This is a genomic window from Methylobacterium ajmalii, assembly GCF_016613415.1.
GTDB lineage: Bacteria > Pseudomonadota > Alphaproteobacteria > Rhizobiales > Beijerinckiaceae > Methylobacterium > Methylobacterium ajmalii.
Map to the genome: position 1 here is coordinate 13552 of NZ_JACWCT010000180.1, position 21325 is coordinate 34876.

General features: G+C 69.8%; 18 protein-coding genes and 2 pseudogenes. 6 read left to right on the forward strand and 14 right to left on the reverse strand.

Features of this window, described 5'->3' with window-relative positions; all coding sequences use genetic code 11:
- The first annotated feature begins 49 nt into the window (after nucleotides 1-49).
- Both HPY23_RS30900 and HPY23_RS30905 read left to right on the forward strand, forming a co-directional pair.
- A complete protein-coding gene (locus tag HPY23_RS30900; RefSeq protein ID WP_236012853.1) occupies nucleotides 50-412 on the forward strand; it encodes a hypothetical protein in 363 nt (120 codons plus the stop codon).
- Complete coding sequence (locus HPY23_RS30905) at nucleotides 409-2154, forward strand: methyl-accepting chemotaxis protein (RefSeq protein ID WP_200601955.1); 1746 nt, start codon at nucleotides 409-411, stop codon at nucleotides 2152-2154. Before HPY23_RS30900 ends, HPY23_RS30905 begins: the two co-directional genes overlap by 4 nt.
- Nucleotides 2155-2219: 65 nt before the next feature.
- On the opposite strand, the gene HPY23_RS30910 is transcribed toward HPY23_RS30905, so the two are convergent.
- The 8 genes from HPY23_RS30910 to HPY23_RS30945 all read right to left on the reverse strand — a co-directional run bounded on the left by HPY23_RS30910 (nucleotide 2220) and on the right by HPY23_RS30945 (nucleotide 8578).
- A complete protein-coding gene (locus HPY23_RS30910; protein WP_200601956.1) occupies nucleotides 2220-3296 on the reverse strand; it encodes a patatin-like phospholipase family protein in 1077 nt (358 codons plus the stop codon).
- 47 nt (nucleotides 3297-3343) lie between these two features.
- The gene (locus HPY23_RS30915) at nucleotides 3344-4522 is read right to left on the reverse strand and encodes a zinc-dependent alcohol dehydrogenase (protein WP_200601957.1); all 1179 of its coding nucleotides are present in this window, start codon (nucleotides 4520-4522) and stop codon (nucleotides 3344-3346) included.
- An 83-nt stretch (nucleotides 4523-4605) separates the two neighbouring features.
- Nucleotides 4606-5607 (reverse strand): SDR family oxidoreductase, encoded by a 1002-nt coding sequence (locus HPY23_RS30920; protein ID WP_200601958.1) that lies wholly within the window; start codon nucleotides 5605-5607, stop codon nucleotides 4606-4608.
- Nucleotides 5608-5652: 45 nt separating this feature from the next.
- The gene (locus tag HPY23_RS30925) at nucleotides 5653-6324 is read right to left on the reverse strand and encodes a DUF1989 domain-containing protein (protein WP_200601959.1); all 672 of its coding nucleotides are present in this window, start codon (nucleotides 6322-6324) and stop codon (nucleotides 5653-5655) included.
- On the reverse strand, nucleotides 6314-7018 hold the full coding sequence (gntA, locus tag HPY23_RS30930) for a guanitoxin biosynthesis heme-dependent pre-guanitoxin N-hydroxylase GntA (protein WP_200601960.1): 705 nt from the start codon (nucleotides 7016-7018) through the stop codon (nucleotides 6314-6316). The genes HPY23_RS30925 and gntA overlap by 11 nt, the downstream gene beginning before the upstream one ends.
- A 109-nt stretch (nucleotides 7019-7127) precedes the next feature.
- A complete protein-coding gene (locus HPY23_RS30935) occupies nucleotides 7128-8003 on the reverse strand; it encodes a type 1 glutamine amidotransferase (RefSeq protein ID WP_200601961.1) in 876 nt (291 codons plus the stop codon).
- Nucleotides 8004-8018: 15 nt separating this feature from the next.
- On the reverse strand, nucleotides 8019-8261 hold the full coding sequence (locus HPY23_RS30940; protein WP_003604884.1) for a hypothetical protein: 243 nt from the start codon (nucleotides 8259-8261) through the stop codon (nucleotides 8019-8021).
- 146 nt (nucleotides 8262-8407) lie between these two features.
- A complete protein-coding gene (locus HPY23_RS30945; RefSeq protein ID WP_003604883.1) occupies nucleotides 8408-8578 on the reverse strand; it encodes a hypothetical protein in 171 nt (56 codons plus the stop codon).
- A 223-nt stretch (nucleotides 8579-8801) separates the two neighbouring features.
- Here HPY23_RS30945 and HPY23_RS30950 point away from each other — a divergent pair, with 223 nt between their 5' ends.
- Nucleotides 8802-9812 carry an HWE histidine kinase domain-containing protein gene (locus HPY23_RS30950; RefSeq protein WP_200601962.1) on the forward strand — a complete coding sequence of 337 codons (1011 nt, stop codon included), beginning with the start codon at nucleotides 8802-8804 and terminating at the stop codon, nucleotides 9810-9812.
- Nucleotides 9813-9887: 75 nt separating this feature from the next.
- Here the strand turns inward: HPY23_RS30950 and HPY23_RS30955 are convergent, their stop codons facing one another.
- The 6 genes and pseudogenes from HPY23_RS30955 to HPY23_RS30975 all read right to left on the reverse strand — a co-directional run bounded on the left by HPY23_RS30955 (nucleotide 9888) and on the right by HPY23_RS30975 (nucleotide 16224).
- Complete coding sequence (locus HPY23_RS30955; RefSeq protein WP_200601963.1) at nucleotides 9888-11423, reverse strand: GGDEF domain-containing protein; 1536 nt, start codon at nucleotides 11421-11423, stop codon at nucleotides 9888-9890.
- 119 nt (nucleotides 11424-11542) lie between these two features.
- Entirely contained in the window at nucleotides 11543-13021 is a 1479-nt protein-coding gene (locus tag HPY23_RS30960; RefSeq protein WP_200601964.1) for a PAS domain-containing protein, read from the reverse strand.
- Nucleotides 13022-13138: 117 nt separating this feature from the next.
- Nucleotides 13139-14350: pseudogene (locus tag HPY23_RS30965) on the reverse strand (ATP-binding protein); the annotation flags it as partial.
- A pseudogene (locus HPY23_RS30970) lies at nucleotides 14342-14485 on the reverse strand (IS3 family transposase); the annotation flags it as partial. The pseudogenes HPY23_RS30965 and HPY23_RS30970, both read right to left, overlap by 9 nt.
- Before the next feature lie 319 nt (nucleotides 14486-14804).
- The gene (locus HPY23_RS33960) at nucleotides 14805-15071 is read right to left on the reverse strand and encodes a helix-turn-helix domain-containing protein (RefSeq protein ID WP_329618733.1); all 267 of its coding nucleotides are present in this window, start codon (nucleotides 15069-15071) and stop codon (nucleotides 14805-14807) included.
- Nucleotides 15072-15240: 169 nt separating this feature from the next.
- Nucleotides 15241-16224, reverse strand: coding sequence for a GlxA family transcriptional regulator (locus HPY23_RS30975; RefSeq protein ID WP_200601965.1), 984 nt, complete (start codon nucleotides 16222-16224; stop codon nucleotides 15241-15243).
- A gap of 188 nt (nucleotides 16225-16412) precedes the next feature.
- On the opposite strand from HPY23_RS30975, the gene HPY23_RS30980 reads away from it, so the two are divergent.
- From HPY23_RS30980 to HPY23_RS30990, 3 genes are all read left to right on the forward strand, one after another.
- A complete protein-coding gene (locus tag HPY23_RS30980; protein WP_200601966.1) occupies nucleotides 16413-17666 on the forward strand; it encodes a sarcosine oxidase subunit beta family protein in 1254 nt (417 codons plus the stop codon).
- Nucleotides 17667-17944: 278 nt separating this feature from the next.
- A complete protein-coding gene (locus HPY23_RS30985; protein WP_200601967.1) occupies nucleotides 17945-18247 on the forward strand; it encodes a sarcosine oxidase subunit delta in 303 nt (100 codons plus the stop codon).
- Nucleotides 18244-21321 carry a sarcosine oxidase subunit alpha family protein gene (locus HPY23_RS30990; protein WP_200601968.1) on the forward strand — a complete coding sequence of 1026 codons (3078 nt, stop codon included), beginning with the start codon at nucleotides 18244-18246 and terminating at the stop codon, nucleotides 21319-21321. Before HPY23_RS30985 ends, HPY23_RS30990 begins: the two co-directional genes overlap by 4 nt.
- Nucleotides 21322-21325: the final 4 nt, after the last annotated feature.

Genomic DNA, 21325 nt, shown 5'->3' on the forward strand with positions numbered 1-21325 from the left:
GCATCAGGGTGTCGGGTCGGCTTGGACGGGGGCGGGCATGAAGGGGCGCATGACACGAGACACGTCCACGACACTCCCGCCGCTCCGGGTCGCCGCTTTGACATGCGCCCTGGTCGCCGGCTGCGGCCTCGCCCCGGTCGCCCTGGCCCTCGCGCCACGCCCCGGCGAGCCCGTCGCGGTCCTCACCCTCTTCCCCGACGCCCCAATCCCCAAGGCCGTCGCCGCCTCGGGCGCCTCCATCCTGTGGCTCTCCACCGGCGGGCACGTCGCGGTGCTCGACGCCTCCGGGGGCGACGCCGCCGCCGACCTGCGCCGGGCCGGCGCCTTCATCGTCCTCGCCGCCGGACCCCTGGGCGCCTGCCTCCCGGGCTACCGGTCTACCCCGATCCTCACCGGACCATCCCCGTCATGACCGACAGCGGCAGCCTCGACCGTCTCCGCCTCGCCTTCCTGCCGGTGATGCTCGGCGCGCTCGGCGTGCTCGCCGTCATCGTCACGGCATTCGCCTGGTGGCGAGACGTCATGCCCGTGCCCGTGACGGTCCTCGCGGTCCTCCTGCCCGGCGCGACCCTCGCCGCCGCCCGCCAGCACGGGGCGGCGGCCATCACGCGCCACCTCTCGTCGGCCTCCTTGATGATGCTGGTCGGCCTGCTGGTGCTGGCCGCCTCGGGCACGCACCTGCAGATCGACCTGCACATGGTGTTCTTCGCCGCCCTTGCGGTCGCCGCCGGCTGGTGCTGCTGGTCGTCCATCCTCGTGGCGGCCGGCGTCGTGGCCGTCCACCACCTCGCGTTGAACGTACTCTACCCGGCCGCCGTGTTCCCGAACGGGGCCGAGTACCTGCGCGTCGTGCTGCATGCCGTCGTCCTCGTCACCGAGGCCGCCGCCCTGGTGCTGGCCGCCCGCCAGCTCGCCAAGGCGCTGGCCTCCGCGGAGGCGGCCACCCGGCAGGCCGCCGACAGCGTGCTGGCGCAGCGCCGCGCCGAGGCGGCGGCCGGCCAGGACCGTAACCTGGAGGCCCACCGCCAGCGCCGCCTCGGCGAGGTCGTCGCCGAGTTCCGCGACGCCCTCGTCGAGATCGAGCGCACGGTCGAACGCGAGACCGGCGGCATGCGCGAGACCGCGCTCGCCCTCAGCGGCGTCGCCGAGCATTCGAGCCGTCAGGCGGCCGCCTCCGAGGCCACGGCGTCGGCGACGGCACAGAACGTGCTCTCGGTCTCGGCGGGGGCCGAGGAACTCAGCGCCTCCATCTCCGACATCGCCGGCCAGACAGAGCGGGCGAGCCAGCTCATCGCGCGCATGACCGATATCGCGCGGAACACGAACGAGGAGGTCGAGCAGCTCGCCGTCGTGGCCGACCGCATCGGCACCGTCATGGGCCTGATCAAGTCGGTGGCCGACCAGACCAACCTCCTGGCGCTCAACGCCACCATCGAGGCAGCGCGCGCCGGCGCCGCCGGCCGCGGCTTCGCGGTGGTGGCCTCGGAGGTGAAGGCGCTGTCGGGCCAGACCATGCGGGCGGCCGACGAGATCGTGTCCCAGGTGGAGGCCATCCAGGCCTCTACGCGGCGCACCGTCGGCTCCGTCCACGCGATGGCCTCGGCCACGCAGGAGGTGAACGCCCTGACCACGTCGATTGCCGTGTCGGTCGACCAGCAGCGGGCGGCGACACAGGAGATCTCCCGCACCGTGGCGCAGGTCGCCCAGGGCAGTTCCGAGGCGCACGCCGGAGCCGTCTCGGTCTCGGAGGCCACCCTGGAGACGCGGCGGCACGCCGACAGCGCCCTGTCCGCGTCCGAGTCCCTCAAGGCGGTCGCGGCCGACCTCGCGCGTTCGGTGACCCAGTTCGTGCAACGGGTGACGACCGACCTGGAGGAGCGCCGCGGCACGGTTCGTGTCGCCGTCGACGAGGCGGCCTTCCTGCACGTGCGGGGGCGGCGGCATTCGGTCCGCCTCGCGGAGGTCTCCTCCCACGGCGCCCGCATCGCGGGCGCCCCGCAACTCGCGCCCGGCGAGGCGGTCGAGTTCGAGATGGCCGACGGGGGGCGCACGCCGGCGGCGGTCGCGTGGAGCGAGGGCGGCACGGCGGGGCTCGACATCCGCGCCGGCCTGCGCCACTCGGCCCTCGAAGGGGGCCTCGGCGTGGCGGCCTGACGGGAGCCCGCGCCTGGCCGGCTCGCCGACCGCCACGAGGTCGGCTACCTCCGGCACCGCCAAGGTTACGCCACTGCGGAAGCGGCCCGAGGCTCCGCGGCTTTCCGGGTGCCGGGGCCGTCGGGAAGGGTGAAATACTCGAAGCGGCTGCTCGCACTCCTGCCCGGCCTCAACAACCCCAGGCCGCGCTCCGCGTCGCGTTGGCCCGCGGCCCAACGGTCGCGGATCGAGGAGGGCGAGAAGTCGAAGCTCTTGGCCGCGAGCTCGTCGGCACCGGCCTGATAGACGAGGTGGAGCAGCGTCACCGCCGGTCCCTCGGGATCGAGCCTCTCGCGCAACTCGTACTCGCGCCTGAGGCCCGCAACCGCCCGGCGCGGGGCGCTGGCGAAGATGAGGTCGTTGGCGCGTTCCAGCACCGCGTCGAGGGAGGCGGGACGCGGCGCCCGCAGGGAGAACAGGTCCGAGGCGATGCAGAGGAGGTCCCGCTCGGGCTCGGTCTCGAAGAGCGGGTCGAGGGGCAGGTTGTTGGTGTAGCCCGCGTCGCACAGGACGCGCCCGTCCACCTCCACGGGCGGGAAGGCGGGCAGGATCGCCGTGCTGGCCAGGATGTGCTCGGACCGGACCTCCTGGCGGGCGGTGTCGAAGTAGACCTCCTCGCCAGTCTCGATGTCGACGCAGCCGACCGTCAGGCGGGTGTCGCCCCTGTTCAGCCACTCGAAATCGACGAGGCGCTCCAAGGTCCGGAGAAGCGGCCTGTTGTCGAACAGGGCCACATCGTTCGGCACCCATGGCAGCGCCGACCACGGGCCGGGCAACCGGTGGCCGAAGATGCTCGGGCGTCCCCAGGCGAGCGCCAGTAGGGCGTGCAGTCCGTTGTAGACCTGGCGCGGCTTGAGCAGCCCGATCGGGCTCGGGCCCGTGGCCTGGGTCGCCTCGTCCCAGGACATCCGGAGCTTGGCAACCCTGTCCTCGGGGGCGTTGCCCGCGACGATGGCCGCCGTGACCGCGCCGATGGATGCGCCCACGACCCAGTCGGGCCTGAGCCCGTGTTCGTGCAGCGCCTCGTAGGTCCCGGCATGGTAGGCGCCGACGGCGTTGCCGCCGGCAAAGACCAGGGCGAGGTCGCGTGTGTCGTCCACCATCGTGCCTTCGTGCGTTGAGGCCGTTCGCGGCCGGGACCCAGCCGGCGTCAGCCGTGCGGCTTGAACACCACTTTGGTGCAGTTGTCGGTCTTGTCGCGGAACGCTTCGTAGAGGGCTGGGCCCTCCTCCAGGTTCGTCGAGCGGTGGCTGATGATGAAAGAGGGGTCGATCTCGCCCTTCTGGATGCGCTCCAGGAGCGGCTTCATGTACCGCACCATGTGGGTCTGACCTGTCTTCAGGGTCAGGCCCTTGTTCATGAGCACGCCGAGGGCGACGGGGCCGACGGAACCGGCAAAGACACCGGGCATCGAGACGTTGCCGCCGGGCCTGCAGGCGAGGATGGCCTGGTTGAGCGCGAAAGGCCGCTCCAGGCTGACGGTGTGCTCCATGATGGCGGAGGAGACCTTCTGGAGCGTGGTGTCGGCCCCGTGGGACTCCATGCCGACCGCCTCGATGACCGAATCGGGCCCGAGGCCGTGGGTCATCTCCATGAGCGTGTCCTGCACGTTCTGGCTCGACAGGTCGATGGTTTCTGCGCCCGCCTCGCGGGCAAGGGCCAGGCGCTCCGGCACGCTGTCGATGGCGATGACGCGCTTGGCACCCAGCAGGTAGCAGCACTTCACCGCCAGCACGCCGACCGGGCCGCAGCCCCAGATGGCGACGGTGTCCTCCGGGCCGATGTCGCAGTGCTCGGCGGCCTGGTAGGCGGTGGGGAAAATGTCGGAGAGGAACAGCACCTGCTCGTCAGTGAGGCCCTCGGGGACGACGATCGGCCCGACGTCGGCGTAGGGCACCCGCAGGTACTCGGCCTGGCCGCCGGCGAAGCCGCCGGTGATGTGGGAGAAGCCGAACAGGCCGGCAAGCGGGTAGCCGTAGGTCTCGGCCTGCAGCTTGCCGTTCGGGTTGGTGCGCTCGCAGCAGCTCCAGTTGCCCCACTTGCACTGGCGGCACTCGCCGCAGCAGATGGTGAAGGGCACCACGATGCGGTCGCCGACCTTGAGCTTGTGGTTGTCCTTGCCGACCTCGATGACCTCGCCCATGGTCTCGTGACCGAGGATGTCGCCGCACTTCATCGTCGGCATGAACCCGCCCATCAGGTGCAGGTCGGAGCCGCAGATCGCGCAGGCGGTCACCTTGATGATGACGTCTCGCCCATGCTCGATCTTCGGGTCCGGCACCGTCTCGCAGGTGATCTTGCCCCGGCTCTGCCACGTGAGTGCTTTCATGGTCGGTCGTCTCCGATCGTCGCGTATCGGATGGGTAAGAAGGTCGGGCGCGGCTCGGTTCCGGCGCGGCGAGGCGCCCAAGATCAGCGATGGCGCCGCCTGGATCGCGTGCCGAGGATCACGGCGGCCGTCGCGGCCAAGCCTGCTGCGAGCACGCCGGCCGTCGCGAGCGGATGCAGGGTCGCCCGGGTGTAGGCGCTGGTGCGCATGACGTAGACCGGCGGGTCCCCGCGTACCTCGCCGGCATGCCGCGGGGCGTGCAGGGCGCCCTGCGGATCCCGTGGAGGCTCAGACCGCTTCTGCAGCGCTATGATGGCCGGCGCGAGCTCGTCGTAGGCGCCCGGCGCGAACTCCTTGCCCATCACGAACAGCTTGCCGCCGCCGCCCACGACGATGTCGCGCTGCGGGTGCACGGCGGCGTGCAGGATGGCGTTGGCCACCTCCTCGGGCGGGTAGATCGGCGGCGGCAGGGTAGGCTGACGGTCCATGTAGTTGCGCGCCCTATTAGGTAGGGGCGTGTCGATGGAGGCGGGCTTCACCAGGGTGACGGAGACCGGTGCTCCCTCGGCGATGAGCTCCATGCGCAACGTGTCGGTGAAGCCCTTCACCGCGTGCTTCGAGGTGGCGTAGAGGCCCTGGAACGGGAAGGCGAGGTCGGAAGCGATGCTGCCGACGTTGATCAGCGCCCCGCCACGCTGGCGCAGGTGCTCCGCCGCGACCAGCGAGCCGTTCACCGTCCCCCAGAGGTTGGTCTGGATGAGGCGCTGGTGATCCTCGTAGGCGATCTCGCTTAGGGGGCCGTAGACGGTCAGGCCGGCCACGTTGACCCAGGTGTCGAAGCCGCCGAACGTCGCGATGGCCTTGTCGGCGATGGCCCGGACGTCCTCGCGACGACCCACGTCGGCCACCACGTAGGCAGCCTTCGGGCCGAGCTCGGTGGCGACTTGAGCCAGGACCTCCCCGCTGCGGGCGGCGAGGACGACCCGGGCGCCGCGCTCGGCGGCCATGCGGGCGGTGGCCAAACCGATGCCGCTCGACGCGCCGGTGATCACGATGACCTGCTCGCGCAGCGGCTTATGCGTCATGTCCGGTTCGCTCCTCGCCGGCCCCGGGGTGGGGGCCTGGCGAGGCTACGCGCCAGGAGGCAAAGCGTTGCGGTCGGCGACGCTTTCGCGCGCCCCCTCAATTGGTTCGCCTGGGCGGCCACGCTCGATCCGGTAGTGGATGGGCTTGAAGCTGCCGTTGTTCGATTGGAGCGCCGAGCAGGCGGTCAAGCCGATGACCAGGTCCCTTTCCGCCTCGAAGGTGATGTGGTCGCCGGCCCGGCTGAGCGGCGGCTCGACCGTGAACGTCCCCGTCGCACCGTCCACCGGCACGTTCATGAAGCAGTTGAACGCCACCGGGATGCGGTCGGCGGCGACCCCGTAAGGGGCGAGTGCGTGTGCGAGGTTGCCGAAGCAGCCCCGGTGCGGGTCCGCGTCGCCGTAGATGATGCGGAAGGTGTCGGCCGAGCACGGCGTCAGCAGGAAGTCGTGCCGACCGACCGTATCCTCGACGATGCGCAGAAGCACGTTCGAGCGGTTCGAGTAGAGCGGGTCGCCGGTCGTCAAGTAGATCCGGCTCGCGTAGTCGAGCGTGCGACCGGAGGAGATCACCTCGTCGAGGTCGTGACGGTTGAAGGCGAGTAGGTCGGCCACCTGCTCGCCGCGCGGGTCGATGACGGTGAGGCGGTCGCCCTTGTCGAGGGTGAAGGCGACGCCCGAGCGCGGCGCGATCTCGTGGGTGCCGGCGTCAGCGCACATCGGCGCCCCCGGGGTTCGCGCCACGCGGCCGGAAGGGGCACCGCCAGCCCGCGTCCACGACCCGGCCGCTGTACTGGCGCGCCTCCGATATCTCACCGTGCCGCGCCAGCATCGGGTTGACCGAACCGGCGAGCGCCTCGTCCCGCTGCAGGATGGAGGAGCGCAGCTTCTCGTAGCGGCCGGCCGCGCGGAGCTGCTCGAACTGGGCATGCAGGTTGAACACCAGGGCGGGCGAGGAGAACCGGCGTGCCGGGCGGCTGGCATGCGGGTGCAGCCCGACGACGAAGAACGCCTCGCCGGCGAAGCTCAGGGAGAAGTGCGGGCTGTCCGGCTCCTGCGCGACGCGACCGTCCCAGGGATGGCCGAGCCAGGCATCCTTGTCGGCGAGCGACTGCACCCGGTCCCAGAGGTGCCGCTCGAAGCCGGCCTCGTCGAGGTCGCCGGGTCCCTCGAAAATGACGGCGAAGCTCTGGAAGAGGTCGGGCCGGCGGCGGTAGCGGGCCGCGAACGCCATCAGCGCCGGGTAGATGCGCATGTCGTCCCAGGCCGAGGTGATGTCGCGGGCGACCAGGACCCGCATCTGGCCCTTGGTCAGCGCCGACTTGGCTCCGACGCAGGGGAAGCCGGCATCGCGGATGAAGGCTCGAAAGGCTTCGGCCCGAGGGTGGTTCTGGTCGTCTCTAGGCAGTTGCATCGGAGCTCGGCACGCACGTCGCATGGATGGCCGCGAAACCCGCGTGGGATGGCGGGGCCTCAGGCAACGGCGCCGCCTCCGCCGCGTTCCGCGCGGCCTCGGACCGGTCCTAGCTATCCACAGCCAGCGGTCTCCCCCGCCCGAGGGCCTCGACGAAGTTGCGCATCTCCGTCTGCCTGAGGCGCTCGTCGGTGACCTGCTCGTCCAGGCCGAGGCGCCAAGCGAGGTCGCGCCGTGTGGGATCCGCATGCAGGCCGTCGACCTGCCACGCGTAGGCCTCGACGTCCTCCCCGTCCCGCGCGAGGCCCGCCTCGACCAAGCTGTCCGCTTGGCGGCGCAGGGCGCCGGCCACCTCGTCGAGGCCGATCTCGGGGTGGTACTGCACGCCCCAGAACACGCCGCCATCGAAGCGGATCTCGGCGGCCTGCACGGCGGTCAAGCGATTGCCGGCGAGCAGGGTGGCCCCCGGCGGCAACGCCTCGACCTCGTCCGTGTGGATGGCGGGCGCGTCGTAGGCGGCCGGCCGGCCCGCCAGAAGCGGGTGCGCGCGACCTTCCCCGGTCGGCGTGATCCGCCGCGCGAAGCCGGCCTCCAGCCTCCGCGCGTTCGGGCGCACGCTGCCCCCGGCCGCGACGGTGGCGACCTGCAGCCCGGCGCACGAGCCGAAGGCCGGCGTGCCGGAGGCGAACACGGCCCGCATGAAGGCGACCGTGCGCCGTGTCTCGGGTGTCTCCTCGTAGAGGTGCAGCGGCGAGCCCGTGAGGAGCACCGCGTCGTAGCCCGTGAGCGACAGGCCTGGCGGGAGCGCGGCATCGGTGTCCGCGGGCTGGATGCGGTCGCACGCGGCGTCCGGCACGAGCCTGTGCAGGATGTCCAGGTAGGTCTCGTCGGAAGACCGACCGACGCTCTCGCGACGCTTCTCGCGGGCCTGCTGGGTCTCGCTCTCGGCTACGAGGAAGCGGAGCGGCGGGTGGGATGATCGCACGATTCCGACGTGTCCTCAGTTGCCGCGCGGCATGGGGAGCCACTGCTTCAGGTCAGACGATCCCAAAGAGGTCCGTGCGGCCGAGATAGCGCCGAGGGTCTCTCGCGAGGCGCCCGCCGTCCGGGCCTCCACGTCGAAGGCCTGTAACCGCCTGAACAGCGCGACCTCCAGGTCGGGGAAGGGCGGCGAGGGGCGAAAAGCCATCATCTCGTCGAGGCGCCGCCGGTAAGGGCGGCCCTGTTCATCTCGGTCCGGCACGGTAACCCTTGCCTCGTCGGTCGGTCCGGCTGTCCCAGCAAGGCAGCGCCGCCTGGATCAACCTCGGCGGCACCGAAACGTCCTGGCCCCGCACCTGCGGCATGCGGCCCCGGCTACGCCGCCCCAACGTCACGCGCCGCGCCGGCTTACTTGCCCTTGCCGCCCTTCTTGCCGAGCTCGGCCTGCGCGGTCGAGGAGGTCCGCGGGTTGGACTTGCCCTCGTGGCTCGCCTTCGCGTTCGCCTTCTTGGCCGTCGCGCTGCCGTGCCCCCTTCTTATCCGCCATGCCCGCCTCCATGAACCGGGATGGGAAGTCATCGCCGGCCGCCGCGTTCCACGGCAAGGCCCTGCCCCGGGGCGATGATGACGTCCGTAACGACGGGATCCTCGTCGCCGGCCTTCCCGCCTGGGACGATGGGGCGCAGCGCTGGGCAAGAGGCGCGGCAACCCGAGACCCGCTTCCAGGTTACGCTCCAGGGACCTGTCGAGGGTCTCGTTAGGTTCGAGAGCCGACACGCGACGGCTTATCCTGGAGGGTGGGGTGGCCGGACGTGTCGGGACGGGAACGGGTGCGCCGGATCCCAGGCTGTTGCGCGCGGCGGTCGAGGCCACCGGCGAGGCGATCCTCATCACCTCGGCCGACATCGACGAGCCGGGTCCGCGCATCGAGTACGCCAACCCGGCCTTCACCCGCATGACAGGCTACGAGGCCGAGGAGGTCATTGGGCGGTCCCCGCGCTTCCTCCAGGGTCCCGGTACCGACCGGGCCGTCCTGGATGGGTTGCGCGCCGCCATGAAGGCCGGCGAGATGGCCCAGGGCGAGGCGCTGAACTACCGCAAGGACGGGACGACCTACGTGGTCGAGTGGCTGATCACGCCCGTGCGCGACACCGAAGGCCGCACCAGGCACTGGGTCTCCGCCCAGCGAGACGTCACCGGCCGACGCGCCGGCGAGGATCGGCAGGCGTTGCTGGTGCGGGAGCTTCACCATCGCGTGAAGAACACGCTGGCGACGGTGCAGGCCGTCCTGAACGCGACCATGCGCTCGTCGCTCTCGGTCTCCGAATTCACCCGGGCCTTGTCCGGGCGCATCGCGTCGCTGGCCCGGACGCACGCGCTGATCACCGAGGATCTCGCCCAAGCCGCCTCGTTCGAGGGGCTGCTGCGCGCCGAGCTCGACCCCTACGACGAGCGCGGGCGCCTGACCTTGGAGGGCCCGGCGGTCGTGCTCCCGTCGGAGCTCGCCGTGCCGGTCGGTATGGCCCTGCACGAGCTGACGACCAACGCCCTCCGCCACGGGTCGCTCGCCGCTCCGACCGGTCGGCTCCAGGTGGCCTGGTGGGTCGAGGAGGGACCTGCCGGACGCGCCTTGCGCTGGGACTGGTCCGAGCACGACGGTCCTCCGGCCCCGCATCCCACGCGCGAGGGCTTCGGCCACCGCCTGCTCAACAAGGTCCTGGCGACGCAGACACGAGCCGAGGTCGATGTCGACTTCGCGCCGGACGGCCTGCGGGTCTCGGTCCGGATGCCGCTACCTGGCACCGCCGCCTGATGGGCTCCGATGCGCGCCGAGGTCGGTTCCCGGCCCGTTGCCGGCCTCGGCAGCCGGATGGGAGCGCGTGCCGGATCAGGCCTGGACCACGCGCAGGGAAGCTGGCCGTTCGGCGCCTTGACCAGCCACCGTCGCGCGCCGGGTCTGGTTGCGTCCGCCTTCCTTGGCGGCGTAGAGAGCAGTATCCGCCGCGCGGTACACCGTCTCCGCCTCCACGCCCGCCCCGCCGACGCCGCCCGCGAGGCCGACGCTGACCGTGACCGAGCCCGCGCCGATGGCCGCGGAGGCGACCACGAGCGTCCCGACCATCGCGTGCACCTTCCTGGCGACCCGCTCGGCGCCTTCCACGTCGGTATCGGGCAGCAGGATCGCGAATTCCTCGCCGCCGACCCGCGCCACGAGGTCGTCGGGTCGGTGCACGCTCGCCGACAGGCAGCGGGCGAGCCCCTTGAGCACCGCGTCGCCGACCGCGTGGCCGTACCGGTCGTTGAAGCGTTTGAAGTGGTCGGCGTCGACGATGAGGAGGGACAGAGGCTTGCCCGTGCGCCGTGCGCTGGCCCAGGCCGTCTCGAACACCTCGTCGAACCGGCGCCGGTTCGCCAAGCCCGTGAGGCTGTCCGTACGCGACAGCGTGGCGAGCTCGGCCTGCATCGCGTCCCGGCGACTCAGCTCGCGTCCGAACGAGAGCGACAGGGTCGCGGTCAGGCCGCACAGCACCAGCACGATCGCGCCGATGACGGCTGCCTTGGCGCGCCAGCCCGCCTCGATGTCGTCGGTGGCGAGGGCGACGTTGAGCACCAGAGGCAGATCTCCGACCTGGGTGAAGGCGTAGTGCCGCTCGACCCCGTCCCGGACGGAGGTGCCGACGAAGCTGCCCGAAGAGGCGCTCACGAACCGCCTGAAGGTGGGGGCTCCGGCGATGTTCACGCCGATGTCCGCCTCCTCGTAGGGTTGGCGCATGATGCGCGTGCCGTCGCGCAGGTACAGGTTGATCGCGCCCTCGCGGCCGAGGCCGAGCTGGTCGAAGAGCCGGCTGAAGTAGGCGAGCTTCAGGGTGCCGAGCACCACGCCGCCGAAGGATCCGTCGGGCTTCGAGATGCGGCGGCTGAACGGAAGCATGCGCTCGCCCGTCAGCCTGGAGACGAGCGGCCGCCCGATGTGGAGGCCGAGGTCGCCCCGCTCCGCATGGACGCGGAAGTAGTCGCGGTCGGCGTAGTTGCCCTTGCGGGGCGGCAGCGCCCCGGCGTCGACCGCGATGTCGCCGCGCTCGTCGATGACGAGCATGACGCCCATGTCTCGGGCCGTCGCCGAACGGTCGAACAGAACGAGCTGGCGCATCGCCGGGCTCACCGCGTCGAGTTCGGAGGCGCGGAGGTTCTCCTGCACGCCCTGCAGGGACAGGTCGAAGATCTCGACGTTGCGGACGATGTCCCGCTCGATGACCTGCAGCAGGTTCTTCGAGGTCTGCTCCGCCTGCACCCAGGCGTCGCGGCGCAGGTCGAGCAGCATCAGGCCGGACACGACCAGCATGCCGAGGGGCGCCAGGACGCCGAGCGCGATCCAGGTGCGGGCGGAGCGCAGCCGCTTCGCGAGGCGGGGCGGCAGGTCCATCGGCGGGCATTCCCCAGGCGTTCTCTTCGTCGCATGGGTTCTGGCACACGAAGCCTTACGCCGGCATTACGTGTGCGGCGCCGCGGCACGCCGCCGACGTCGATCGTCACCTTCGACGCCTACGCTTGGCTTGCGACGGCGACCTCGGGCGCCGGGGCCTCGACGGTGAACACCACTCCGCCCGGGCGATACGCGATCCGAGCCGTGCCGCCGAGCTCCATCGCCAGTGCCCGCTCGATCATGCGCGAGCCGAAGCCGTTCCGCTTCGGCTTCGCGACGGGTGGGCCGCCGATCTCCTCCCAGCGCAGCCAGAGGTGCGGTGGCTGCCGTCCCTCCACGATCCCCCAGTCGAGGACCACCCGGCCGGAATCGTTCGACAGGGCACCGTACTTCACCGCGTTCGTCGCCAGCTCGTGCAACGCCATCACGAACGCCAGGCTCGCCCGCGGCGACAGCCAGACCTCCGGACCGGCGACGGTGAAGCGCCTGGCGGCGCCGCTCCGGAACGGTTGCAAGGCCCGCTCGACGATCTCGCCCAGCGTCGCTCCTCCCCAATCCCCACGGATCAGGGCGTCGTGGGCCGCCGCCAGGGACGCGAGGCGTGCGTCGAGTGTCTCGCGCGCCTCGTCCAGGCCGCCCGCGTTGCGCAGCGTCTGGTGGGCGATGGACTGCATCGTCGCCATCGAGTTCTTGACCCGATGCGTGAGCTCGTCCGCCAGGAGGCGGCGGTGCTCTTCGCCGCGCTTGCGTTCCGTGACGTCGATGGACACCCCGGCCATGCTCAGAGGCCGGCCCTCCGGGTCGTAGAATGTCTGCCCGCGGACGTGCAGCCAGCGCTCCTCGCCGTTCGGCGTGCGAGCGCGGTACTCGATGTCGTAGTCTCCGCGCTCGGCGATCGAGGTTTGCACCGCCTCCTGCATCCGCTCCCGGTCGGCCGGCACGATGGCGGCGAGCAGCTCCTCGTACGGGAACGGCTCGCTCGCGCTCCGACCGAAGTTCTCCTTGCAGATGTCGGACGCCTCCAGCCGGCGGTCGGCGAGGTCGAGCGTCCAGGAGCCGATCCGGCCGGCCTTGAGGGCGAACCGCATGCGGTCATCGGTCCGGGCGAGCTCCGCCTTGCGCCGTGCGACCTCGTCCTCCAACGCGGCGAGCTCGCCTTGGAGGCGCACGAGCTTGTTCCGCTCCAGCGTGACGTCGAACTGCGAGGCGAAGAAGTAGGTCAGCGCACCGTCGCGGTCGAACACCGGCGAGACCAGCAGGCGGTTCCAGAAGACCTCGCCGTCCTTCTTGTGGTTGAGCAGCTCGATCTCGATGGGCACGCGCCGCTCGATGGCGTCCCGTATTCGGGCGACGTCGTAGGGGTTGGTCTCCGGACCCTGGAGGAAGCGGCAGTTCCGACCGAGGATCTCGTCGCGGGTGTAGCCGGTCAGCTTCGTGAAGGCCGCGTTGGCGAAGACGATGGGATTGTCGGGCCGGTTCGGGTCGGTGACGAGCATCGGCATCCGCGTCGCCCGCACGGCGGCCGCGAACGGGTCGGAGCTCGCGTCCGACCGCGTCAGCTCCGCGTCGATGCGGTCGTGTTCCCGGTAGTCCGTCACGTCACAGCCCGTCCGTGCCCGTACTCCGGGTCCCGGTTCCTGGCATGACCGTAGCACAGGTCCACGACTTGGCGGCAAGCGTGATCGATCGGTTGGGTCGGTGGTCAGACACGCCGTTCAGCCCAGGATGACCCGGAGCTTGTTCGCGAGCTCGTCGCGCCGGTAGGGCTTGCTGAGAAGCGGCAGGTCGGCCGGCACGCCCTGCTCGCCGAGCGCCGTGCCCGTGTAGCCGGAGGCGAGCAGCACCCGCAGGCCGGGGCGCAGGCGACGCGCCTCCACCGATAGCTGCACACCGTTCATGCCGCCGGGCATCACGACGTCCGAGAACATGATGTCGATCCGCTCCGGGCCGCCAAGCCGCTCCAGGGCCTGCTCGGCCTGCGTCGCGGTCAGCGTCCGGTAGCCGAGCTCGCCCAGGCTCTCGACGGCCATTTCCAGCACCGCCGGCTCATCCTCGACCACCAGCACTACCTCGCCCGAAGCGGCGCGGCGCAGGGGCATAGGCCCGTCCGGTCGGTTCTGCGCCTCCTTCTCGGCCGAGCGCGGCAGGTAGAGCTCGATGGACGTGCCGCGGCCGGCCTCGCTCTTGATCTGCGCGTGGCCGCCGGCCTGCCGCACGAAACCGTAGACTTGGCTGAGGCCGAGGCCGGTGCCCTTGCCGACGTCTTTCGTGGTGAAGAAAGGCTCGAACGCGCGGGCGAGCGTGGCGTCATCCATCCCGTGACCGGTGTCAGAGACCGAGACGAGCACGTAGGCCCCAGGCCGCACGTCCGGCCGATCGGCGATCTCATGCGCGTCGAGGTGCGCGTTGCAGGTCCTCACCGTCAGCGTCCCGCCGCCCGGCATCGCGTCGCGCGCGTTGACCGCGAGGTTGAGCACCGCGCTCTCGAACTGGCCGGGGTCGAGCCGCACCGGGTCGAGGCTGGCGTCGAGGTCGAGCCGGACCTCGATGGTCTCGCCCACCGCGCGCTGGAGCAGGGCCCGGAAGTCCTTGAGCAGCCGGTTCGGGTTGACCGTCTCCGGCCGCAGCACCTGCCGGCGCGAGAAGGACAGCAGCTTCTCGGTGACCTCGGCCCCGCGCTTGGCCGCCGTCATTGCCGAGGCCGCCAAGCGCTCCACGCGCTGTGCGTTGTCGGGCTTGCGCACGATCATGTCGAGGTTGCCCACGATGACGGTGAGCAGGTTGTTGAAGTCGTGTGCCACGCCGCCCGTGAGCTGGCCGATGGCCTCCATCTTCTGGGCCTGGTTGAGCCGCTCCTCGGCCTCGTGCTGATGTGTGGTGTCCATGACGATGCCGGCCACTGTCCGGGCTTGATCGGCCTCATTGCGCCAGCGGTAGTACGTGACCTCCGTCAAGCCGATCGCCCGGATCGCGCCAGCCACGCTCTGTCCCTGCGATACCAGCACGTCCACCTGCCGCAGCTTGGCCACCACCTCTTCCGGCTTGTGCTTCTTCGTTCCCATCCCGTCCGTCCTCCATCGGCTCAAAGCCATACTTCAGGGCGGACCACTCCAATGGGGGCTGACCAGAACAGGAAGACCTAACATCCCGATGCCGAGGGAAACAGCCGAGCGGGTGACCCCCGTTAGGCTCAGTGTACCGATGCGGGGCACAGGGGCAGAACGGCACGTAGTAGGGAGGAATGCGCTGTCATAGCGCTGGACCGAAGGGGCCGTGGCGTCCGGCCACCTCGTGCAGTCAACCGGCGAGGGGAGGAACCGCATGACTGTGTATCAGTATTGAAGCGGACCTATATCGCGAAATAATGATAAATCATTGACTTTAAATAAAAAAAATACTCCTGATCGGTGCCGCTCGGGACTCCACCTTGACGACGTTTTCCAAGTTCGCATCGCAGGCTTCGTGCTCACCCGGCCTGGGGGTCCCAGTTCGAAGTCGATCCACACCGTGCGTGCTCAGCCGGGCACGCCAGCGGCTGGCGTTGGCTGGACTGACACCGAACCGGTCAGCCGCTTGCGGGCACGACAAGCCCTGCCCCAACGCAGCAAAGAACCGATGATCACGATCGACCGAGAGGGCTGCGGGCATGCCTTCGGCTTGAGCACCAGTAAGATTAGAATCAGCAGCCGCACACGTGGGTGGAATTTTATCAACAAGCGAAGAGATTTCTACCTGAACGAAAAATATTCTAGAGCGTGGCTGAGCAGCTGCCCTCGCGCACTGATGCCGAACTGACGTTCGATCCTGTATTTATTTCTTAACGCTCGTGCGAGGGCAGCGATCCGCGATGCCGGCGGTAGGTCCGGGTGAAATGAGAGGTGTCGCAGAAGCCGGTTGCCGTCGCGATCGCGGCGATCGTCTGTTCGGTGTTCTTGAGAAGAAGGTCGGCCTGATCCAGACGCATGACGATATAGCAGTCGCTCGGCGACCGACCAAGCAACTGCTTGAACCGACGCTCCAGGCTGCGCCGGGCGATCCCGACGCGGCGCGCGATGTCGGCGATGGTGAGCGGCGTCTCGATGTTCTGGTGCATGTGATGCAGCGATCGCATGATCAAGTCGTCGGCCGACACGAAGTCGAGCGGAATACCCGGCTGCGCCTTGTCGGCTCGTGCAGCCTCGTCGATGATCATGATCTGCAGGCTCTTGCGCGCCTGAGCGATGCCGACGTGTTTCTCGACGAGAGCCGCCGCGAGATGGGCCGAGCTGACTCCACCGGAACAGGTCAGACGGTCTCGATCGATGACGAAGATCTGGTCGGACACCGGCACGAGCCCGTCGAATTGCTCGAGATAATCGGCATGGTGAAACCAACTCACGCAGCACCGGTACCCGTTCATCAGCCCCGCGCGGTGCAGGATGAACGCGCCCGTACAGACGCCGACGAGCGGGATTCCCCGGGATGCGGCCGCCTGTAAATAGTGCACGAGGCGGAGCCCGAGATTCGGGATCTCATTGATCAGGCCACCGACGACGACAATATAGTCAAACGCATGGGCGCGTTCCAGGCGTATGTCGGGCTGCACGGCGACGCCGCAACTCGAGATCACCGGCTCCATGCTGTCGGACAGTATCGCCCATTCGCACAGGATCTGGCGGCTCCGGTCGCCCTCGTCCGCAGCGAGCCGCAGCACGTCGACGAAGTTCGCGAAGGCGCAAAGGGTGAAGCGCCGCGCCAGGATGAAGCCGACGCGCAGGCGAACCCGCGGCGTCGCCCCGGCGAGGCGGAGGTCGGACTGCATACCGGGCACCCTCCTGAAGGATCGCTGCCACGACGGCTGGACGCCGCACCAGTTTCGCTATCGGCCGCGACCGAGGCGTACCCGCGTCCGGACCCGGTGTCGCAAATATCATGCTATCCCCACGCAATCATTCTGTCTTGCGGGGTGACGGAGGCCTAGGACAGGTCCGTTCGGCCAAGGACCACGTCATGAGCCACTTCTCGCTTCCTGCCCTGCTTGCAAAGGCCTTCACCGGCAACAAGAGCTGGCAGCCGCAATGGCCGGATGCCGAGCCGAAGGCGGAGTACGACGTCGTGGTCGTGGGCGCAGGCGGCCATGGCCTTGGCACTGCCTACTACCTGGCCAAAGAGCACGGGATCACCAACGTCGCCGTCATCGACAAGGGGTGGCTCGGCGGTGGCAACACGGGCCGCAACACCACCATCATCCGCTCGAACTATCTCTACGACGAGAGCGCGCGCCTGTACGAGCACGCGATGAAGCTCTGGGAAGGGTTGAGCCAGGAACTCAACTACAACGTCATGTTCTCGCAGCGCGGCGTCATGATGCTCGCGCACAATGTCCACGACGAGCAGAGCTTCCGCCGCCACATCCACGCGAACCGCCTCAACGGGATCGACAACGAGTGGTTGACGGCGCAGCAGGCGAAGGCGTTCTGCCCAGCGCTCAACATCGCGCCCGACGCGCGGTTCCCCGTGGTCGGCGCCGCGCTGCAGCGGCGCGGGGGCGTCGCCCGGCATGATGCGGTCGCCTGGGGCTACGCGCGCGGCGCCGCGGCGCGGGGCGTCGACATCGTGCAGAACTGCCCGGTGATCGGCATCCGGCGCGACGCCTCCGGTCGCATCAGCGGCGTCGAGACGGCGCGCGGCTTCATCAGGGCGAAGAAGGTCGCGGTCTCGGCCGCCGGCAGCACCTCGGTCGTGATGGGCACCGCCGACGTGCGGCTGCCGCTCGAGAGCTACCCGCTCCAGGCGCTGGTCTCGGAGCCGGTGAAGCCGGCCTTTCCCTGCGTGGTCATGTCCAACACGGTCCATGCCTATATGAGCCAGTCCGACAAGGGCGAGCTCGTCATCGGCTCGGGCACGGACCAGTACGTCTCCTACAGCCAACGCGGTGGCCTGCCGCTGATCGAGCACACGCTCGCGGCGATCTGCGAGGTCTTCCCGATCTTCACCCGCATGCGCATGCTGCGCAAATGGGGCGGCATCGTCGACGTGACCCCCGACCGCTCGCCGATCGTCGCCAAGACGCCGGTGCCGGGGCTCTACGTGAATTGCGGCTGGGGTACCGGCGGCTTCAAGGCGACTCCCGGAGCCGCCAACGTCTTCGCCCACACCGTGGCACGCGACGAGCCGCATCCTATCAACGCGCCCTTCACGATCGAGCGCTTCACGACCGGCCGCCTCATCGACGAGGCCGCCGCCGCGGCCGTCGCGCACTAGAGCACTTCACGATCGCGTTGCAATCGCGAAGCTCTCTAGGTCTTTGGTTTTGCCGCATTTTCTGCGACGAACCGGGATCCACTTCGTCGGAAAATGCTCTAGAGCAGCGCCCGATCATATTGCAATCGAGCACCGCTCTAGATCTTTGATTCTGTCGCATTTTCTTCGACGAACCGGCATCCAATTCGTCGGAATATGCTCCAGCGCCTTGTTTTTGCATCATTCCCGCCGCCGGACCGATGACCACTTCGGCGAATGATGCTCAGGAGACCCGTCCGATGCTCCTCATCACCTGTCCCTACTGCGCCGCGGCGCGGCCCGAGATCGAATTCGCCTATGCGGGCGAAGCGCACATCGCCCGCCCGGCCGATCCTGCCGCCCTCGGCGACGAGGCGTGGCGCGATTACCTCTACATCCGCAGCAACACGCGCGGCCTGCATGTCGAGCGCTGGCGCCACATCAACGGGTGCGGGCGCTTCTTCAACGCGGCCCGCGACACCGTCACGGACAAGTTCGCCGCGACCTACAGGGCCGGCGATGCGCGCCCTTCCGCCCTCCTCTCCGAAGGTGTCCAGCGATGACCAATGCCCGCGTGATCGACGCTGCGGAGACCGAGAGCCCCACCGCCCGGCCATCCGTCATCCCCGTGGTCGCCGCGACGAGCCTGCGCGTGCCCGGCCGGGGCCGTAACGCCGCCGGCGCACCGGTGCGCTTCAGCTTCGATGGCCGCAGCCTGACCGGACGGGCGGGCGACACGCTCGCCGCGGCGCTCCTCGCCAACGGCATCCATCTCGTCGGCCGCTCCTTCAAGTATCACCGGCCGCGCGGCATACTCTCGGCCGGCTGCGAGGAGCCGAACGCCCTCGTCGGCACGGATCGCGGCAAAGGGCGCTACGAGCCCAATACCCGCGCGACCACCGCGGAGATCTTCGAAGGGTTTTGCAGCACGAGCCAGAACTGCTGGCCATCGCTCAGGACCGATGTCGGCGCGATCAACGACCGCCTCGCGCCGCTGTTCTCAGCCGGCTTCTACTACAAGACGTTCATGTGGCCGAAGTCCTTCTGGAACAAGGTTTACGAGCCGATCATTCGTGGTGCGGCCGGCCTGGGCAAGCCGCCGACCGAACCCGATCCGGATACCTACGCGGCCCGCTATGCCCATTGCGACCTCCTCGTCGTCGGCGCCGGCGCCGCTGGGCTCGCCGCGGCGCTCGCCGGCGCCCGTAGCGGCGCCAAGGTCATCCTGGTCGACGAGCAGGCGGAGGCGGGCGGCTGGCTCCTGTCGGAGCCCGACGTGACGATCGACGGCCGGCCGGCCTGGGTCTGGCTCTCGGATGTCGTGCGCATCCTGTCCGGGATGCCGAACGTCACGGTCCTCACCCGCACCACCGCGATCGGATACTACCACCAGAACTTCCTGGGATTGTGCCAGCGGCTGACCGACCATCTGGCGACGGTGCCCGAAGGCGCGCCCCGGGAGCGGCTCTGGAAGGTCCGGGCCAGGCAGGTCGTGCTGGCGCAAGGCGCGATCGAGAAGCCGCTCGTCTTCGCCGGCAACGACCGGCCGGGCGTGATGCTGGCGGGTGCGGCACGCAGCTTCCTCAACCGCTACGGCGTGCGCGTCGGCGAGCGGGCTGTGGTGGTGACCTCTCACGACTCGGCCTGGGCGGCCGCCCTCGATCTCGCCCGCACCGGCACCGCCGTGCCGCTGATCGTCGACCTGCGGCCCACCGTGTCCCCGGACCTGCTCGCCGAGGCGCGCCGCTCCGGCATCGAGGTCATGTGCGGCGGGACCGTCACGGATACCAGGGGCCGGCTCCGGATCTCGGCCGTGCGCGTCAACCCGGTCGCGGCGTCCGGCACAGTCGGGGAGGGGCGCTGGGTCGCCTGCGACGTGCTCCTGATGTCCGGCGGCTGGACGCCGAGCCTGCACCTGTTCTCCCATACCGGGGGCAAGCTGATCTGGGACGAGGACGACCAGATCTTCCTGCCCGGCCAGGCGACGGAGGCCTGCCGTTGCGCAGGCGCGGGCACCGGCCGCTTCGGCCTCGCCGCGGCGCTCGCCGACGGGGCGGCGGCCGGGGCGGCGGCCGCGCGCGATGCGGGGTTCGCCGCGAAGGCCGGTGGATTCGCGGTCGAGGGCGAGGCGGCGATGACCGGCATCGCCTGCCGCGACCTGCCCACCGATCGTGATGCCGCCTTCGCCAAGGCCTTCGTCGATTTCCAAAACGACGTGCAGGCCAAGGATATCCGGCTGGCCGTTCGGGAGGGCTTCCGGTCGGTCGAGCACATCAAGCGCTACACCACCAACGGCATGGCGACCGATCAGGGCAAGACCTCGAACATCAACGGCTTGCAGATCGCCGCGAACGCCCTGGACCGCTCGGCCCCGAGCGTCGGCCTGACCACCTTCCGGCCGCCCTACACGCCGACCACCTTCGGGGCTTTCGCCGGCTACAATCGCGGCAGCCTGTTCGAGGTCACCCGGCGCACGCCGATCGACGCCTGGGCCGCGGCCAACGGCGCCGTCTGGGAGCCGGTCTCCCTGTGGCGGCGCGCCCGCTACTTCCCGAAAGCCGGGGAGGACCTGCACGCGGCCGTCGCCCGCGAGTGCCGTGGGGTCCGCGCCAGCGTCGGCCTGTTCGACGCGTCGACGCTCGGCAAGATCGAGGTGGTCGGCCCGGACGCCGCGACCTTCATGAACCGCCTCTACACCAACGCCTGGACCAAGCTCGAACCCGGGCGCTGCCGCTACGGCCTGCTGCTTGGCGAGGACGGCTTCATCCGTGACGACGGTGTCATCGGGCGCATGGCCCACGACCGCTTCCACGTCACGACCTCGACGGGCGGCGCGGCGCGGGTGCTCAACACGATGGAGGACTATCTCCAGACCGAGTGGCCGGAGCTCGACGTCTTCCTGACGTCGACCACCGAGCAATGGGCGGTGATCGCCGTTCAGGGACCGAACGCACGCAACGTGATCGCGTCGCTCGTCGAGGGGATCGACCTCGCGCCCGAGGCCTTCCCCCACATGGCGGTGGCGGAGGGGCGCATCTGCGGGGTGCCGATGCGCCTGTTCCGCGTCAGCTTCACCGGCGAGCTCGGCTTCGAGATCAATGTCCCGGCTCGCTACGGCCGGGCGGTCTGGGAGGCGGTCCACGCGGCGGGCCGACCCTACGACATCGTGCCTTACGGCACCGAGACGATGCACGTCCTGCGCGCCGAGAAGGGCTACATCGTCGTCGGCCAGGACACGGACGGCACCCTGACCCCGGACGATGCCGGCCTCGGCTGGGCGGTCGGCAAGGCGAAGGCCGACTTCGTCGGCAAGCGCTCGCTCTCCCGGCTCGACATGCTGAAGCCCGATCGCAAGCAGCTCGTCGGCCTGCTGACGCAGGATCCCAGGATCGTGCTCCAAGAGGGCGGGCAGATCGTGGCAGAGCGCGACGGACCGATCCCGCGCCGGATGATCGGCCATGTCACCTCCGCCTACTGGAGCGAGGCGCTCGGCCGCTCGATCGCCCTCGCGGTGATCGAGGGAGGCAGGTCCCTCCAGGGGCAGACGATCTACGTGCCGATGCCTGACACCGTCCATGCGGCGACGGTCAGCGGCATGGTGTTCCTCGACCCCGAAGGCCAGCGGCTGGCGGCATAGGTGC